Below are 15,922 nucleotides of genomic sequence, written 5' to 3' on the forward strand. Positions count from 1 at the left end.
GGCTCGGGCGGCGGGGCGGCCCGGCGCGGCGGCTCGGGTGCCGGCGCGTCCGCGGCGGCGTGCACGGTCTTCACCTGCCAGCTGCCACCGAGCACGCTCCGCAGCGCCTCGGCGATCGCGTCCACGTTGCGCGGCTCACCCAGCCGGCGGGCCAGCGGCGCCGCGGTGTGCGAGACGATCACCGTCTCGCCCTCGACGGCGTGCACCGTCGCGTTGGTGAGCATGGCCTCGGTGCTGCGGCTGTTCTTGCGCACCACGGCAAGCAGTTCCGGCCAGACCCGGCGGATGCCGGCGGCGTCCAGCGTGCCCGGGGAGGTTGCCGGCGCGGGGGCGGGCGGAGCCGTCGGCTCGGGCGCCGCAACGGGTTTCGCGGCGGGTTCGGGGTCGGGTCGTGCGGCCGGCGCGGGTCGCGCGGGCGGAGCGGGCTCGGGACGGGGAGCGGCCGCCGGCGCCTCGGGCGCCACCGCGACCCGCCGCTCCATCCGCTCAAGTCGTTGCAGCACAGCGGAATCCGCCGCCGCATCGGCGCCGACCGCGGCCGGCAGCAACATCCGGGCACACAGCAGTTCGAGCAGCAGCCGCGGCGCGGTGGCCCCGCGCATCTCGACCAGTCCATTGTGGACTATCTCGGCGTACCTGGTCAGCGCCGCCGGTCCGATGCGTTGCGCCTGCGCGGACATCCGGTCCAGCTCGTCGCCCGGGGCGTTGACCAGCCCCCGGGACGCGGCGTCCGGCACCGCGCGGAGCAGCACCAGGTCGCGCAACCGGTCCAGCAGGTCGGCGGCGAACCGGCGCGGGTCGTGCCCGGCCTCGACCAACCGGTCGATGGTGCCGAACACGGCCGCCGCGTCGTCCGCGGCCAGCCCGTCCACCAGATCGTCGATCAGCGCCACGTCGGACACCCCGAGCAGGGCCACCGCCCGCTCGTAGGTCACACCCTCCGGTCCGGCGCCGGCCAGCAGTTGGTCGAGCACCGACTGGGTGTCCCGGGCCGAGCCCCCGCCCGCCCGGATCACCAGCGGGAACACCGCAGGCTCGACGCTCGCCCCCTCGGCGGCGCAGTTGCGTTCCAGCAGTTCGCGCATCGCGCCGGGCGGGATCAGCCGGAACGGGTAGTGGTGCGTGCGGGACCGGATGGTCGAGAGCACCTTGTCCGGCTCGGTGGTGGCGAAGATGAAGACCAGATGCTCCGGCGGCTCCTCGACGATCTTCAGCAGCGCATTGAAGCCCTGCGGCGTGACCATGTGCGCCTCGTCGATGATGAACACCCGGTAGCGCGCGGCGACCGGCGCGTAGAAGGCCCGGTCGCGTAGCTCGCGAGCGTCGTCGACACCACCGTGGCTGGCCGCGTCCAACTCCACCACGTCGACGCTGCCCGGTCCCTCGGGAGCCAGCGCCACGCAGGAGTCGCAGGTACCGCACGGGTCCGGGGTCGGGCCCTCGGCGCAGTTGAGCGAGCGGGCCAGAATCCGCGCGCTGGAGGTCTTCCCACAGCCGCGCGGGCCGGAGAACAGGTACGCGTGGTTGACCCGCTTGGCGGCGAGCGCCACGCGCAGCGGTCCGGTGACGTGTTCCTGACCAACGACCTCGGCGAAGGTCGCCGGACGGTACTTGCGGTAGAGGGCGAGCGCCACGCCGAGACCCTACCCGCCGCCGCCGACGTCGACCGCACGCGGAGACGAAAGCGGACCCCGTGCACCCGTCAGAGCCCGCTTATCCTTGCTGCCTTCCGGCCCTGGGGAGGTTCACAGGATGGACGCCGCACGAGGTCCACGGTCAGTGTACCGAGCCCGGGCGAGCCGGTACGCCTCGCGTAGGTCGTCGCCTTCGTAACGCAGCGCCGCGAGCCCGGCCAGCTCGGCGGTGGCGTTGACCGCCACGGTCTGGGACAGGCGCTGGAACAGCGGAATGTCGGAGCCGGAGTCGCCGTAGGCGATGCAGTCCCGGTCGGTGAGCCCCCGCCGGGCCAGTTCGGCAGAGACGATCGTCACCTTGTCCGCCGGGGTCAGGATGCCGGCCGGATCCGGTGGCCGGCGCAGCGGCAGCGGCGGAAACCGGGACGCGGCCACCTCGTCCACCCCGATGGTGCGCAGCAGGTTGGCGAAGAAGTCCGGAGACATGGTCACCACCAGGGAGAACTCGCCCCGGTCCCGGATGTCGGCGAGCACGTCGGGCAGCCCGTCGATCCACGGCGAGGCATGGAAGGTCTCGGCGACCAGTTCGGCGGTGAGCTTCCCCCACAGGGTGGCGATTGCTGCGGCGAAGCCGCGGGTGTCCATGCCGCCGACCGAGAAGGCCAGCTCCAGGCCGGTCAGCTCGTCCAGGCAGTCCAGCCGGCGGGCGATCTCGAGCGCGGCCGAGGTGCCGCGCAGCAGCGTGCCGTCCATGTCGAAGACGTGAAGCACATTCACCCCTCTTCCGCGTGACCCGCCACGCTGGGTACCTTGGTGAGCCGGGATCCATCACTGTACGGAGATCAGAAATGCAGCGGGCTGCCTCTCGGACGGCCAACGGCCGGCATCGCCGGCCCAAGCAGTCCGACCGGGTCGTCCTGGCGCTCAAGATCACGACGTTCGTCCTGCTGGCCGGCCTGGTCGGAATGGTCGTGCTGCTGTTCACCGACGAGCCGGCCAGCCGCCCGGCCGCCGGCCAGTCGCCCGCCGTACCCACGATCACGCCGAGCCGGGAGGGCGACCGCCCGTCGGTCGCGCCGACCGAGCCGTCGGTACCGCCAGTGATCGAGGAACCCGAGATGCAGACCCGAACGGCGGACATCGTGGCCACCCCGTCGACGACCACCACCACCTCGGCCGCGCCACCGCCCCAGCCGGCCCCGCCGCCGATTCAGTACGCGGTCATCGGCGAGCGCTGCGACGACCCGGGCGCGTTCTCGATCACCCGCGAGCAGGAGACGGTGATGTGCGTGCGCTCGTCGCGCGGGTCGTTCCGCTGGCGGCAGGTGTTCTGATCAGCAGCCCAACTGGCCGGCCAGGTCGGTGAAGCTGGTCGCCACCAGGTCCGCGCGGGCGTCCTCGGCCCGGTCCGCCCGGCCATCCGGCCCCTTCTCCAGCGGCCGCTCCACGAACGCGGTGCGCAGCCCGGCGGCCCGGGCGCCTGCCAGGTCCCAGACATGGGCGGCGACCATCATGACCTCGGCGGGCTCGACGTCCAGCAGCGTGGCCACGGTCAGGTACGCCTCCCGGTCCGGTTTGTAGTGCCGGGCCAGCTCAGCCGAGACGATGCAGTCGAACGGCAGCCCCTCGGCCTTGACCAGGTTGGTCAGCAGGGCGAACCCGCCGTTGGACGTGGCCGCGAGGATGTACCGGGTGCGCAGCCTCGCCAGGCCGCCGGCCGCGTCCGGCCAGGCGGGCAGCCGGTGCCAGGTCCGCACCAGCTCGGCCCGGGCCGGCTCGTCGAACGCGGCGCCGATCCCCCACTCGTCGAGCAGATCGTCCAGCGAGCGCCGGTGCAGCGCGTCGAGGTTCTCCCAGGGCAGTTCGCCGCGCCGGACCCGGTCCATCGACGGGACGTAGCGACCCCGCCAGTCCTCGGCGAAGCCGGCCCCGTCCAACTGGATCCCCCGCTCGGCGGCCAGCCGGCCGGCCTGCTCGCCGACGCCGGTCCACCAGTCCACAGTGGTTCCGAAGATGTCGAACGCCAGCACCTTGACCACGCTTGTCTCCTTGGACCATCCGCCGTGGACGTTCAGTGTGGCGCGTGTGCCCGGTGCAGCGTGGCGGCGAAACCGAGCACGATCCCGTCGGAGGTCCGCTCGGCTTCGGCGACGGCGAGGAACCGGGCGCGGAACTGCTCGGCGCGCTCGGGCGGCAGGCGGCGCACGGAGTCGGCCAGCCCGCGCGGGCCGAGCCAGTCCCAGACCGCGCGCGCGTCCGGCAGCTTCCGGGGGGCATCCACCGCGGTTCGCTCCAGCCCGGTGAAACCGGCCTCGGTCAGCAGCGTGTCCAGCGCATCGGCGGTCATCGGCCCAGGCCCGGCGGAGGCCCCCGCCCCGGGGAAGAACTCGGCGGTGAGGTCCAGCAACCACTTGGTCCGGTCGGCGGACTGGGTCTCCAGGGACAGCGCGACCATGCCGGACGGCGCCAGCACCCGACGCATCGCGGCGAGCGCGGCGGCCGGGTCGTCCAGGATCTGCACCACGAACCCGGCGGTGACCAGGTCGAAGGAGCCGGGCGGGAAGTCCAGGGCGGCGGCGTCCAACTGGCGAACCACCATCCCGGGGTAGTCCTCGGCGAGATGGGCCACCATGCCGGCGGAGGCGTCCACAGCGGTCACCGCGCAACCGCGGGCCACTGCCGCCCGGGCGACCGCGCCCCGCCCCGCGCCGACGTCGAGCACCCGGGCGCCGGGCACCGGACCGGCGAAGTCGACCAACCGTTGGCCGAGGTCGGCGACGTAGAAGAAGATCTCCTCGTAGCGCTCGGCTAGCTGGTCGTACTTTCGTCTGCTCGACTCCGTGCTGGTCACCGGCTGAGGGTAGGAGCGCTCCCGGCTCCGGCATACCGCCGTTGGTGGCCAATCCACCCGGGCGTCCCGCACACCCGTACCACCCCGTCTACCAGCCGTTTTGGCTGGTCAGGACCACGTCCGGTATCCTCCTCGGCGGAGGATTCGCCTAGTGGCCTAGGGCGCACGATTGGAAATCGTGTTGGGGTTGATAGCCCCTCAGGGGTTCAAATCCCCTATCCTCCGCCACCTGACCAGGCACAGCGCCGGGTAGCCACGATCATGGATGCCCGGCGCCGTGTGTTTTGGCGCCCTTTGGTCCTTCGGACAGCTTTCGGGCAGTTCCGGCCCGGGTGCATCCATGGGTGTTCGCGGAGTCTCCCTTTTGGTGTCACGGCCTTTCAATGGAGAAAGGGGAGACCCATGGCGATCGAGCAGGGTGAGGCTCTGGTTCGGCTCGGTGCTTTTGTCGGTGGCGGGGTGGCGATCGGTGTCGCCGCGGCGGGTGCGGCGATCGGCGACGGTGTGGTCGGTAGCCAGTTGGTGGCCGGTATCGCGCGGCAGCCCGAGGCACAGGGCCGCCTGATGGGCCCGTTCCTTCTGACGGTGAGTTTGGCCGAAGGAACGTTCTTCATCGCGCTGGTGTTCGCGGTGCTGCTGTTCTTCGTCACGCCGGGCCTCTAGGGCCGGCAGCGCCGGGTACCCGTGCCGACGGGTGCCCGGCGCGCCATTTCAGTAGTAGCCAGTGGTGCCGTCGAGCAGTTCGCGGATCGTGTCGGCATGGCCGGCATGCCGGGCGGTCTCCTCGAGCATGTGCAGCAGAATCCAGCGCAGGGTGGCGCCGCCGTAGCGGGCATGGCGGGCGACGGTGTCCAGCGGCAGGCCGGCGATGATCTCGTCGGCGGTGGCGCACTGGCGGGCGTAGTCGTCCAGCAGTTGGGCCATCGGCACGTCCGCCACCAGCATGTCCGCGTCCGGCTCGTCGGCGAACTGCGGGTTGGGATCGGACGGCGAGTCGAGCAGGATCACCTCGAACCACACGTGCTCGGTCCAGCGCAGATGGGACACCAGCCCGGCCATCGTCATGTTGGGTGAGGTCGGCAGGACCACCCGGTGAGCGTCGGCTTCGGACAGCCCCTCGCACTTCCAGTGGATGATCGAGCGTTGCAGGTTCAGCCAACCGAGCAGGAGGGACCGCTCGTCGGCGTCCGGGGCGGGGCGGACACGGGAAGGGATCACGGGGACCGGACAGTAGTCCGGTCCGGGCCGGTCCGCACCGCCATTTTCGGGCCGGTCAGTCCTCGTCGGACTCGGGCTTGGCGTGATCGGCGACGCCGGGGGTCGGGTCCCGGTCGAGGTCGATCAGCGGGTGCCGCTCGGCGCCTTCCTTGGCGTGGTGGCGACCCCCGCCGTCCTGTTCGTCGACGGCCTCCTCGGGCCGGCTGCCAGGTTCAGTGTGCACAGTCTCTCCCCGGAATTGTCGATATCCCACGCGAAACGTGCGGGCAGTATTCCGTACCACCAAGGTGTGACGCGCGCCGCCTGAGCCTTATCCCTTGCCCGGCTTGCCGCCCTTCCCGGGCTTGGGCGGTTTGCCGTGGCCATGGTTCGGACCGGGGGTGACGGCGTCCACCGGCGTGGCGGCGTCCACCGGGGCCACGACCACGTTGGACACGGCGGTCTGCCGCGGTGCGACCGGCTCCATCGACGCCGGTGTTTCGACCTGGGCGGGCGGTTGCTCGGCGGCGGGGGTGACCGGGTCCGGGCCGCCGACGAGGAGGGTCAAGAGGGTCGCGGCGGCGGCGACACCGCTGGCCGCAACGGCATGTCCGAGCCGGCGGCGGGTCAGCCACGAGCGGCGGGGCGCGGGTGCGACGTCCAGGACCATCGTCTGCTCGGGACGCACCGGCGGCAGCACCACCGTGCTCACCGACACCGAATGATCGGACAGGCCGGCCGCGGCGCTGGCCAGCAGCCGGACAGTGCCGGCCGCATCCGCCCGCTCGTCCGGGTTCCGGGCCGTCATCGCCAGCAGCGCGGTGCGCAGCGCGGCGGGCACCGAGTCCGGAATGTGCGGTGGACGGGACAGCCGGGCGATGGCCGCCTCCACCTCGGTGCCGGTGTACTCCGGGTACCCGGTAAGGCATTCCAGCAGCACCAGGCCGAGTGCGTAGATGTCCGCCGCCGGGCCGGTCTCGGCGCCAGCGACCTGCTCCGGAGCCAGGTACGCGGCCGTCCCGACACAGTGGCCGGTCGCGGTCAGCCGCGCGGCGCCTGCCGCCAGGGCGATCCCGAAGTCGGCCAGGTAGCAGCCGCCGCTCTTGGCCAGCAACACGTTGGAGGGCTTGATGTCCCGGTGCATGATCTGTCGCGAGTGGACATACTGCAGGGTTTCGGCCAGCCGTAAGCCCAACCGTGCGGTCACGGCCGGCTCCAGTGGACCGTTGTCGATGGCCCGGCGCAGCGTGCAGCCGTCGACGAGCTGCATCACCAGGTAGGGCTGCTCGGTGTCGGCGGAGATGTCGAACACCTTGAGCAGTCCCGGATGGGACAGACCGCCGAGCAGCTCCGCCTCGCTGCGCAGCCGGGCGAGCGCCACGGCTCCGGCCGGCCGGTGGAACAGCTTGATCGCGACCGGGCGGCGCAACCGCACGTCGACGGCGGCGTGCACGGTGGCCATCCCACCCCGACCGATCTGCGATCCGAGCCGGTAGCGGCCGTCGAGCAGGTGGCCAGTCTGGGTGTCCATCAAGCCCCTCCACTCCATCCGCCGGCCCCCCTCAGTTACCCGCGAGCGCGACGATCAAACGCGGAGCTGGCAGATCCACGCCGAGCCGAGGACAATGTCACGGTTGATCGGGTTGACGAGGGCAGGTGATGGCTCTGGCCGGGGACCGGCCGACCGAAGCGCGACTGCTGAACGCGGTGATCAGCATCTCGCGGGACCTGCGGTTGCCCGAGATATTGCGGCGAATCGTCGACTATGCCTGTGAGCTGACCGACTCCCGCTGCGGAGCACTCGCGGTGACCGGGCCGGCCGACGTTCTGGTCGACCTCGTCTACTCCGGTTCGGACGAGCCCGCCCGCGGGCTGCTCGAGTCGCTGGTGGAGAGTTCCGACCCGGACCGTGACCCGGCCGGCTTTCTGTGGGTACGGCTCCTGGCCGGCGAGGAGCGGATCGGCCGGCTGTACGTTGCCGGCAAACGGGATGGCGCCGGGTACACGGCCGACGACGAGGCCGGCCTGGCCGCACTGGCCGCGGCCGCGGGCATCGCGGTCGACAACGCGCGGATGTACGAGCGCAGCCGGCAGCGGGAGCGCTGGCTGCAGGCCTCCAACGAGATCACCGCGGTTCTGCTGGCCGAGGGGATCCCGAGCGGCGAGCTGCAACTGATCACCGAGCGGGCCCGCACGGTGGCCGGCGCTCCGATCGCCGCGATCGCCCTGCCCCACGAGGAGAATCCGGACAAGCTGGTGTTCCGGGTGGTCGACACGCCAGGCGGGATCGGGGACTCGATGGTGGGTTCGTCGGTCGATGTGGCCACCACGGCCTCCGGGGTGGTGTTCAGCAGCGGGGAACCGTTGCTGCTGGACACGTACGGCGACGCGGCGGCCAACTGGCAGGACAAGTACAACGGCGGCGCCCCGGACGTGCTGCGTGAGCTCGGCTCGGCCGCGATCGTCCCGCTGGCGGCAGGCGAGCAGACCCTTGGCGTGCTGCTGGTGATCCGGTTCCGGGGCGAGCCGCTGTTCGACGAGCCGGACCTGGAGCTGCTGCGGAACTTCGCCGCGCACGCGGCTCTGGCCATGCGCTATGCCACGGCCCGGGCCGACCAGCGGCGGCTGGCCGTGTTCGAGGACCGCGACCGGATCGCCGCCGACATGCAGGACCTCGTGATCCGCAGGCTGTTCGACATCGGGCTGGGTCTGCAGGGGGTGAACCGGCTGGTCCAGCCGGCGCTGCGGGGCCGGATCTCCGGTCTGGTGGACGACCTGGACGGAACCATCCGGGACCTGCGGCACAGCATCTTCTCGTTGCGCAACCACGCCCGCCGGGACGAGCCGGCCGGCGGGCTCGGCGAGGAGGCGCTGCGCGTGATCGCCCAGGCCGCGGACGCGCTCGGCTTCGAACCGCGGGTGGGGGTGGTCGGTTCGCTGGACTCCGCCGTCTCCGAGGCAATCCGGCCCGACCTGCTGGCCACGCTGCGCGAGGCGCTGGCCAACGTGGCGCGGCACGCGCGGGCGAGTGCCTGCAGCGTCGAACTGCGGGTCGAGGACGACACGCTCACCGTGCGTGTGCACGACGACGGGATCGGCATCCCGGCGGAGCGCACCCGCAACAGCGGTCTGGCCAACCTGCGACGGCGGGCGCAGCGGTGGGGCGGCAGCCTCTCGGTCGACCCGGGCGGCGCCGGCGGAACCCGGTTGACCTGGAGCGTTCCGCTGACCGGACCGGGCTGAGCGGGATCTTCGCGTCATTCCAGCAAAGCCGCGGCCGACGACCGCTCGCCCGCAGCGCGCCGGCCGGCGCGCCACACGGCGAGCAGGCACAGGCACAGGCCGGCGAACAGCGCGGCGGCGACGACCCAGCTGCCCAGCGCGGCGAAGATCACCGACAACACCAGCAACCAGCTCCCGGCGCCCAGAAATGCGCCGGAGTACAGCCAGTTGACCCGTACCGGATCGGGTTTCGATGGCTCCGCCGCGCATTCCTCGACACCGGTCACCTGTTCCGCGTCGGCGGCGGACCGGCCAGCCAGATCCATCACGGCTCCTCTGCAAATTGACGGCTGCAATAGCGTGCCGGTTCTTGTCCGCCGCTACCTAGGGTCACCGTCCCTGTGATGACAGGGACTTTCGGCCCTAACTGCAAGAGGAGTCTGGCCTGATGTGGAGTTGTCCCGCCGCGCGTACGGTTTCCACCGTACGGGCGCGAACCAGCCCCGCCCGACCTCCAGGGAGATCCGGTGGCCATTCGAATCTTCTTGGTGGACGACCATGAAATCGTCCGCCGGGGCCTTGCGGATCTCCTTGAGGAGGAACCGGACCTGACGGTCGTCGGAGAGGCGTCCTCGGTCGCCGAAGCCCTGGCCCGGGTGCCGGCCTGTCCGGCGGACGTGGCCGTGCTCGACGTGCGCATGCCGGACGGCAACGGCGTTGAGCTGTGCCGGGAGCTACGGTCGCGGCGGCCCGAGCTGAACTGCCTGATGCTCACCTCCTACGCCGACGACGAGGCGCTGTTCGACGCGATCATGGCTGGGGCGTCGGGTTTCGTGCTCAAGCAGGTGCTGGGCAACGACCTGGTCAACGCGGTGCGCACGGTGGGTAACGGCGGCTCGCTGCTGGATCCGCGCACGACCGCCGCGCTACTGGGCCGAATCCGGCGCAAGCGCGAGGAGAACCACCCGCTGGCAATGCTTTCCGACCAGGAACGCGCCGTGCTCGACCTGGTCGCCGACGGGCTGACCAACCGCCAGATCGCCGAACGGCTCTACCTGGCCGAAAAGACCGTCAAGAACTACGTGTCGCACCTGCTCGCCAAGCTCGGTGTGCAACGCCGCACCCAGGCCGCCGTCCTGGCCGCGGAACTGCGTTCCCGGCAGCCTCGGGCCAGCAACGGCTAGCCGGACAGTGGTGCCCGCCAATGCAAGCGGGTGCCACCGTCGGGCATCGCCTCGAGCGATGCGGTGCCGCCGCACCGGTCCGCGGACCGGCGCGCGGCCGAACGCGAGGAGCCGAACACCTCCGGCGGCAACGGCCGGCCGTTGTCGACCACCTCGAGCACCAACTCGGTGCCGGCATCGATGGTGACCGTCACCTCGCTGGCCAGGGCGTGCCGCAGCGCGTTGGCCAGGCTGTCGCCGAGCACCGCGACCACCTGTTCGCCGATCTCGTCCGGAACCAGGGTGTCCACCGCACCGGAGATCCGCACGGCCGGCACGGCGCCTCCGCCGGCGCTGTGCTCGGCCACGATGTCCAGCAACCGGCGGCGCAGGCTGGCCGCGCGGTCCTCGGCGGTGGTGTGCAGGTCGAAGATCGACGTGCGGATCTCCCGGACCGTGGCGTCGAGTTCCTCGACCGCGCGGGTGACCCGGCGGACCGCCTCCGGGTCGGCTATCCGGCGCACCGTGCCCTGCAGGCTCATCCCGGTGGCGAACAGGCGCTGGATCACGTGGTCGTGCAGGTCCCCGGCGATCCGGTCGCGGTCGGCGAGCACGTCCAGCAACCGCCGGGTCCGCTGGGTCTCGGCGAACTCCACCGCCATCGCCGCCTGGTTGGCCAGCGAGACCAGCATCGGCCGGCCGTCGGCGGGAAACGGGGGCTTGCCCTTGGCGCGCACGGCCAGCAGCCCGCCGGCCGGCCCGGAGCCGGGCAACCGGACGGCGAGGCCGGAACCGAAGTCACCGGCCGGGCCGGCGGGCAGCAGCCCGGCCAGATCGGTGACCGTGGCACTGTTTCCGTCGCCGAACAGGTCGGTCCGCACCGGCAGGTCGAGCAGTTCGGCGCCGCGGTCGCCGGCCGCCGCGACGACCCGTGGATCCGCGCCCGGCGGGTCGTCGCCATTGGAGAGGGCCAGCAGTACCCAGTCCGCCCCGGACAGTTCCCGCCCCCGGGCCGCGATCAGGTTCAGGGTCTCCCTGGTCGAGGCGCCGTGCAGCACGCGCTCGTTGATCTCGGCGTTGGCGGCCAGCCACCGCTCCCTGGTCCGGGACCGTTCGAACAGCCGGGCGTTCTCCACGGCGACGCCGGCCGCGGCGGCGAGCGCGGTGAGCACCGCCTCGTCGTCCCGGGTGAACTCGCCTGCGCCCTTCTTCCCGGTCAGGTAGAGGTTGCCGAACACCTCGTCGCCGACCAGGATCGGCACGCCGAGGAAGCCGCGGGTCGGCGGGTGGTCGGGCGGAAAGCCGTCCGGGTGCCCGCCGGAGCCGGCGAGCCGGATCGGGTTCGGGTTCGCGACGAGCGTGCCGAGCAGTCCGCGACCCTCCGTTCCCATCAGGGCCAGGGTCTCCTCGTCGATGCCCTCGTAGAGCAACTGGGCGAGGCCTTCCTCGCCGTTGACGCCGAGCGCGCCGTACCGGGCGTCGATCAGCTCGACCGCGGCCTGCACGATGCGCCGCAGGGTGGCGTCCAGTTCGAGGCCGGCGGCGACGGCGAGCACCGCCTCGAGCAGCCCCAGCAGGCGGTCGCGGGTCTTGATGACCGTGCCCAGCCGGTCGTGCACCTCGCCGAGCAGAGCCTCCAGCCGCGGGCCGAGTTGCCCCGCGATGTCCATCGGCTCCTGGTCAGACATAGCTCTCCACGGTGACAGCCGCGTCCCGGACGGAACAGGGACGAATGTCACCTCAGGTGGCTGCCGAAGAAGTCGAGGATGCGCGCCCGGGCATCCTCGGCCGACGGGGCGTGGAACCGCATCGTCGGCAGCTTCATCATCAGCCGGAACGGACCGGGCAGGTCGGACCGGTCGTGGTCGTTGAGAAACGCATGCCCCACCTCGGGGTACTCCTTGATGTCGTGCGGAACGCCGTTGACGTCCAGCGCCCTGGTCAGCTTGCCGGCGGCGCCGCGCAACTGCCGGTCGCGGGCGCCGTAGCTGCCGACGATCGGGCAGGACCCGGCCAGGGCCCGCTCCGCGTTCTTCGGCAGCGGGCCGTAGTTCACGCTGGCGGCGGCGAACCCGTGGCCGGGCGCGAGCATCAGCGCGAAGCCGCCGCCCAGGCAGAAGCCCATCACGCCGACCGCGCCGGTGCAGTCGTCGCGGTCAGCGAGCCAGGACCGCACCGCGTCGACGTCGCTCAGCGGCTGGCTGGCGTCCCGCAGAAACTTGACCAGGCAGGCGATCCGGTGCCCACCGCGAAAGAGATCCGGCGCGACCGCCAGGTATCCGGCGCCGGCGAGCCAGTCCGCCTGGTTGCGCACATCGTGGCTCATGCCCACCGCGTCGTGGATCACCACCACCCCGGGCCACGGCCCGGCCCCCTCGGGTGACGCCTGGTAGACCGAGAGATCACCGTTCGGGGTCGGCACATCCATGGCGGTCATTCTGCCGGCCGGCCGGTGCCGGTCAATGCCTGATCAAGTCCGGTCGCCTCGCCGAACAAGGCTCCGGTCGCGGTGTCGACGCCGAACTCCGCCCACCGGGCCGCGTCCGGCTCGTGCCGCACGCCGTCGACCGACACCACGACACCGAGGGATTTCGCCGAGCTCACCGTGCTTTCCAGTGCGCCCGCCACCGCCGCACTGAGCTTCTTGCGGCACCGGAACGGATCGCGCATGATCACCGACCGGACTCCGAACCGCTCCACCAGGTCGAGCTGGCGCGGCCCGCCGTCCCAGCCGCACAGCGCGGTACGTACGCCGATCTCGGTGGCGACCTGGATGTTGTCCACCGCGCTGCCAAACTCGGCCAGCACGGCCTCGGTGTCGAAGGCGATCTCCAGCCGTTGTGCCGGTGCGTCCACGGACTCGATGGCCTTCAGCACGGCGGCGACCAGATCGCCGTCGGCGGTCTGCAGCCGGGACAGCCGCACGCGCAGCAGCGCGGAGTCCGGCGCGTTCGGCAGGCTCGCACAGGCGGTGCGCAGCAGCCACGGTCCCAAGAGGACGGACTGGCCGGTCAGCTCGGCGAGTTCCAGGGTCTGCGGCCCGTCCAACCCGCCCTCCGCCCGGCCGGTCCAGCACAGCATCGCGTCGACCGCGACGGTCTGCCGGTCGGAGAGCCGAACCACCGGCTGGTAGCCGACCTCCAACTCGCCGTCCTCGAACGCGCCGGGCAGCGCCGAGGCGGTGCGGTACCGCTTGCTGTTGCGGGCGTCCTGGGCGGAGTCGTAGCCCATCCACTGCCGCCGGCCGGTGGCCCGCGCGCAGTGCAGCGCGGCGTCGGCGGCGCGGAACAACTCGGCCGCGGTGGTGTCCGCGACCGCGCGCCGGACCACGCCGACGGTGGCGTTCAGCGCCAGCCCGCAGCCGTCGACGTACTCCGGCTCGGTCAGGGCGCCGTGAATCTGCTCGATCAGCACCGGAATGTCCGGCGTGTCCGGCGAGTCCTCGATCAGAATGGCGAACTCGTCGCCGCCGGTCCGCGCGACGAGCGCGGACTCGCCCGCGACCGCGGTGGTCAACCGCTTCGCGACCGTCCTGAGTAGACGGTCGCCGACCTGGTGACCGAACCCCTCGTTGAGCACCGAGAAGGCATCCAGGTCGAGCAGGTACAGGGTGACCTCGGCGTCCGGCTCGGCCCGGGCGAGCCTGGTCTCCAGCGCGGACTGGAAATGCAGCCGGTTGGCGAGGCCGGTCAGCGCGTCGTGCAGCAGCTGATGGCCGAACCGGCCCTGCAGCAGCTGCAGCTCGCTGAGGTCCTGCACGGTCATCACGTAGGACTCCGGCTTGCCCGGCCCTTCCCGCAGCGGCGACAGGGCGACGTAGACCCAGGCGAGTTCGTCGTCGTCGCGCACCAGCTGCAGCCGGCCGCGCGGCGGGTCGACCACCCCGTCGGACTCGTCGGGCGCCAGGTAGTCGGTGAGGGCGGCGCCGATCAGCCGGTCGGTGCTGCTGGCGAGGATCTCCACCAGCGCGGGGTTCACCTCGACGAACCGGCAGTCCAGGTCGGTGATCGCGATGCCCGTCGGGGACGAGGCGAACACCTCGCGGAACCGGCTCTCGGTGGCGCGCAGCACCTGCTCGGCGCGCTGCTTGGCCGACAGCAGCGCGCGTTTCATGTCCTCCTGCTGGTCCAGCGTGCGCCTGCGGACCGCCTCGGCGTAGCCGGTGCACAGCGCGGCGAGCAGCGCGCCGAGGTTCCGGACGCCGGTGCGGTCGGCGCCCGCGATGGCGAACAGGCCGTCGACGAGGGTTTCCACCGAGAGGGTGAGCGTGTCGATGCCGACCAGTTGTCCGGCGACCATGCGTGCGCCGACGTCGGCACCGGGTTTCGGGTCGAACGGCCGGGCCCGGAGCGCGCCGACGAGCAGGCGGACCAGTTCGCGCAGGTCGCTTTCCAGCTCGCCGGGCGAGATCGAGATGTAGGTGGAGGCCGCGACGACCTGCATCCAGGATCTGGTCAGCTCATCCATGGCTCGGGACACCTCAGCGGGCTCGCCGGGTGCGGGTAGGGGTGGTCCGGGGGAGGTCACGTCGGTGGGGTCAGTGGTGGGGCGCGGGATCGGGACTTCGGCTCACGAGCACTACGCCGGGCGGCGCGGCCCGGTTCAACGCCGGCCCCAAGGGGTCTGCTTCCGACAGCTCATCAGCCCGGTCAAGCCGCACCTCGCTTGTGTCCATTCCGTGACCGACAGACTACCCACCGCCGGATGTGACCGGGAGGCTGAACATCGTGGCGACTTGTCGCACGTTCGGGGGAACCGGCGTTGCCCCATCGGGGCTTTGTGTAACCACGCTATCCGCGTCCCGCCCGCACCGCGCGTTCGAACTCGCCGGCGATGTCCAGGAACTCGGCACCGGCCAGAGTCACCCGGCAGCCGGTGAAGTCGTTCTCCAGACACACTTCGCCCGCGCGAACGGTCAGGTGACAGCAGTCGCCGCCGAACGCCCACGGCTCGCCGGCCCGGACCCGCCCGGTGATGAGCGCGAGGGTGGACAGGCTCTCGCCGATCTCGGTCTCGAGGAAGTCGTCCAGCGGCCGGAGGTCCGGCGAAACGGCGACGGCGACCCGCCCGGCCGCATTCCAGGTGAATTTTACGGTCTTAGTCGCTTTGCCCACCGGCCTCCTTTCCTTGATATACCGGATATGCCGTCACAATATGATAGAGCCGCGCGGTCCGCGTTTCAGCGTTCGCCGGGAGAATGGTCCGTTCGACCACGCCCTCGATGACCACGCCGGCGAACCGTCCGCGCCAGCGCAGCCGCGCGGGGTCGAGATCGCTCCGGTTGACGAACGCGTGCCGAATCGCCCGCAGCACGATGTCCCTGGTCCAGGCATCGGGGAAGAAGGTGCTGCGCTTGACCGGAGCCCTCGGACCGGTCCGCGGCCCGGCCACCTCGGCCCGGTACACCCCGTGCCGGTCCGGCCGGCCGACCATTCGCACCACCCGCAGCGCACCGGAGTCGACGCCGCCCGCCCGGTGGTGATAACCGAGGTTTCGGTTCTTCCTGGCCGAATAGTGGCCCTCGAAAAGATGCTGTTTCAGCCGCGGCGACAGCTGGTCCAGCCCGAGCCGGCGCAACCGCCTGAGCAGGCCTTCGATACCGGCCTCCCAGGCCGCCGGGTTGTCCCGGAGATCGTCATGCCCGAGCCGGCGTTTGAGTGTCGCGTCCGGGTGCGCCGCGGCCGCGACGGTCAGCAGCGTGGTCAGTTCGGTCCGCACCGGCGGCGGACCGACCACCAGCCGGCGAACCGGAACCGCCACCATCGGGTGACACAACTCGCCGGCCCGCGGCGCCAGCGCACTCGCCGCGCGCACCGGGCCTGCGGTCTCGGCGCCGATCCGGTCGAGCTGCTCCC

16 protein-coding genes, 1 tRNA gene, 1 other RNA gene and 1 pseudogene are annotated in these 15,922 nt (G+C 71.7%); 5 read left to right on the forward strand and 14 right to left on the reverse strand.

The window, feature by feature from the left end:
- The 3 genes and pseudogenes from VFO68_RS22695 to VFO68_RS34305 form a co-directional block, all read right to left on the reverse strand.
- Positions 1–1,634 (reverse strand): DNA polymerase III subunit gamma and tau (locus VFO68_RS22695; protein ID WP_325160378.1); only part of this gene is annotated, 1,634 nt, incomplete at its 3' end.
- A 45-nt stretch (positions 1,635–1,679) separates the two neighbouring features.
- Positions 1,680–1,776, reverse strand: an RNA gene (gene ffs, locus VFO68_RS22700) — signal recognition particle sRNA small type.
- Between the two features lie 176 nt (positions 1,777–1,952).
- A pseudogene (locus VFO68_RS34305) lies at positions 1,953–2,387 on the reverse strand (hypothetical protein); the annotation flags it as partial.
- Positions 2,388–2,482: 95 nt separating this feature from the next.
- Here VFO68_RS34305 and VFO68_RS22710 point away from each other — a divergent pair.
- The gene (locus VFO68_RS22710; protein WP_325160380.1) at positions 2,483–2,968 is read left to right on the forward strand and encodes a hypothetical protein; all 486 of its coding nucleotides are present in this window, start codon (positions 2,483–2,485) and stop codon (positions 2,966–2,968) included.
- On the opposite strand, the gene VFO68_RS22715 is transcribed toward VFO68_RS22710, so the two are convergent.
- Together VFO68_RS22715 and VFO68_RS22720 are read right to left on the reverse strand one after the other, a co-directional pair.
- On the reverse strand, positions 2,969–3,673 hold the full coding sequence (locus VFO68_RS22715; RefSeq protein WP_325160381.1) for a haloacid dehalogenase type II: 705 nt from the start codon (positions 3,671–3,673) through the stop codon (positions 2,969–2,971). It abuts the gene before it with no gap.
- Positions 3,674–3,705: 32 nt separating this feature from the next.
- On the reverse strand, positions 3,706–4,485 hold the full coding sequence (locus VFO68_RS22720) for a class I SAM-dependent methyltransferase (protein WP_325160382.1): 780 nt from the start codon (positions 4,483–4,485) through the stop codon (positions 3,706–3,708).
- Positions 4,486–4,622: 137 nt separating this feature from the next.
- Between VFO68_RS22720 and VFO68_RS22725 the strand changes: the two genes are divergently transcribed.
- Both VFO68_RS22725 and atpE read left to right on the forward strand, forming a co-directional pair.
- Positions 4,623–4,713 (forward strand) — tRNA-Ser (locus tag VFO68_RS22725).
- A gap of 174 nt (positions 4,714–4,887) precedes the next feature.
- Positions 4,888–5,148, forward strand: coding sequence for an ATP synthase F0 subunit C (atpE, locus tag VFO68_RS22730; RefSeq protein ID WP_325160383.1), 261 nt, complete (start codon positions 4,888–4,890; stop codon positions 5,146–5,148).
- Between the two features lie 48 nt (positions 5,149–5,196).
- On the opposite strand, the gene VFO68_RS22735 is transcribed toward atpE, so the two are convergent.
- The 3 genes from VFO68_RS22735 to VFO68_RS22745 form a co-directional block, all read right to left on the reverse strand.
- Positions 5,197–5,703 (reverse strand): DinB family protein, encoded by a 507-nt coding sequence (locus tag VFO68_RS22735; protein ID WP_325160384.1) that lies wholly within the window; start codon positions 5,701–5,703, stop codon positions 5,197–5,199.
- 55 nt (positions 5,704–5,758) lie between these two features.
- Entirely contained in the window at positions 5,759–5,926 is a 168-nt protein-coding gene (locus VFO68_RS22740) for a hypothetical protein (RefSeq protein ID WP_325160385.1), read from the reverse strand.
- A gap of 87 nt (positions 5,927–6,013) precedes the next feature.
- The gene (locus VFO68_RS22745; RefSeq protein ID WP_325160386.1) at positions 6,014–7,213 is read right to left on the reverse strand and encodes a serine/threonine-protein kinase; all 1,200 of its coding nucleotides are present in this window, start codon (positions 7,211–7,213) and stop codon (positions 6,014–6,016) included.
- 128 nt (positions 7,214–7,341) lie between these two features.
- Here VFO68_RS22745 and VFO68_RS22750 point away from each other — a divergent pair, with 128 nt between their 5' ends.
- Positions 7,342–8,925 carry a GAF domain-containing sensor histidine kinase gene (locus tag VFO68_RS22750; RefSeq protein WP_325160387.1) on the forward strand — a complete coding sequence of 528 codons (1,584 nt, stop codon included), beginning with the start codon at positions 7,342–7,344 and terminating at the stop codon, positions 8,923–8,925.
- Positions 8,926–8,939: 14 nt separating this feature from the next.
- Here the strand turns inward: VFO68_RS22750 and VFO68_RS22755 are convergent, their stop codons facing one another.
- Positions 8,940–9,230, reverse strand: a complete 291-nt coding sequence (locus tag VFO68_RS22755; protein WP_325160388.1) for a hypothetical protein — start codon at positions 9,228–9,230, stop codon at positions 8,940–8,942.
- Positions 9,231–9,431: 201 nt separating this feature from the next.
- Between VFO68_RS22755 and VFO68_RS22760 the strand changes: the two genes are divergently transcribed.
- Positions 9,432–10,088, forward strand: a complete 657-nt coding sequence (locus VFO68_RS22760) for a response regulator transcription factor (RefSeq protein WP_325160389.1) — start codon at positions 9,432–9,434, stop codon at positions 10,086–10,088.
- On the opposite strand, the gene VFO68_RS22765 is transcribed toward VFO68_RS22760, so the two are convergent.
- From VFO68_RS22765 to VFO68_RS22785, 5 genes are all read right to left on the reverse strand, one after another.
- Complete coding sequence (locus tag VFO68_RS22765) at positions 10,085–11,755, reverse strand: GAF domain-containing sensor histidine kinase (RefSeq protein ID WP_325160390.1); 1,671 nt, start codon at positions 11,753–11,755, stop codon at positions 10,085–10,087. The two genes, VFO68_RS22760 and VFO68_RS22765, sit on opposite strands and share 4 nt — an antisense overlap.
- Positions 11,756–11,802: 47 nt before the next feature.
- A complete protein-coding gene (locus VFO68_RS22770) occupies positions 11,803–12,495 on the reverse strand; it encodes a dienelactone hydrolase family protein (RefSeq protein WP_325160391.1) in 693 nt (230 codons plus the stop codon).
- A 5-nt stretch (positions 12,496–12,500) separates the two neighbouring features.
- On the reverse strand, positions 12,501–14,534 hold the full coding sequence (locus tag VFO68_RS22775) for a diguanylate cyclase domain-containing protein (protein ID WP_325160392.1): 2,034 nt from the start codon (positions 14,532–14,534) through the stop codon (positions 12,501–12,503).
- A 323-nt stretch (positions 14,535–14,857) separates the two neighbouring features.
- Positions 14,858–15,181, reverse strand: a complete 324-nt coding sequence (locus tag VFO68_RS22780) for a hypothetical protein (protein ID WP_325160393.1) — start codon at positions 15,179–15,181, stop codon at positions 14,858–14,860.
- The coding region (locus VFO68_RS22785; RefSeq protein ID WP_325160394.1) for an EndoU domain-containing protein at positions 15,165–15,922 on the reverse strand (758 nt) is incomplete at its 5' end. The genes VFO68_RS22785 and VFO68_RS22780, both read right to left, overlap by 17 nt.

Source organism: Actinophytocola sp., assembly GCF_035712165.1.
Lineage (GTDB): Bacteria > Actinomycetota > Actinomycetes > Mycobacteriales > Pseudonocardiaceae > DASYTH01.

Bases quoted from the DNA above. Each gene is read 5' to 3' on its own strand.
- VFO68_RS22710 (WP_325160380.1), top strand. From the start codon at position 2,483: ATGCAGCGGGCTGCCTCTCGGACGGCCAACGGCCGGCATCGCCGGCCC.
- atpE (WP_325160383.1), top strand. From the start codon at position 4,888: ATGGCGATCGAGCAGGGTGAGGCTCTGGTTCGGCTCGGTGCTTTTGTC.
- VFO68_RS22745 (WP_325160386.1), bottom strand. From the start codon at position 7,213: ATGGACACCCAGACTGGCCACCTGCTCGACGGCCGCTACCGGCTCGGA.
- VFO68_RS22750 (WP_325160387.1), top strand. From the start codon at position 7,342: ATGGCTCTGGCCGGGGACCGGCCGACCGAAGCGCGACTGCTGAACGCG.
- VFO68_RS22755 (WP_325160388.1), bottom strand. From the start codon at position 9,230: ATGGATCTGGCTGGCCGGTCCGCCGCCGACGCGGAACAGGTGACCGGT.
- VFO68_RS22765 (WP_325160390.1), bottom strand. From the start codon at position 11,755: ATGTCTGACCAGGAGCCGATGGACATCGCGGGGCAACTCGGCCCGCGG.
- VFO68_RS22770 (WP_325160391.1), bottom strand. From the start codon at position 12,495: ATGGATGTGCCGACCCCGAACGGTGATCTCTCGGTCTACCAGGCGTCA.
- VFO68_RS22775 (WP_325160392.1), bottom strand. From the start codon at position 14,534: ATGGATGAGCTGACCAGATCCTGGATGCAGGTCGTCGCGGCCTCCACC.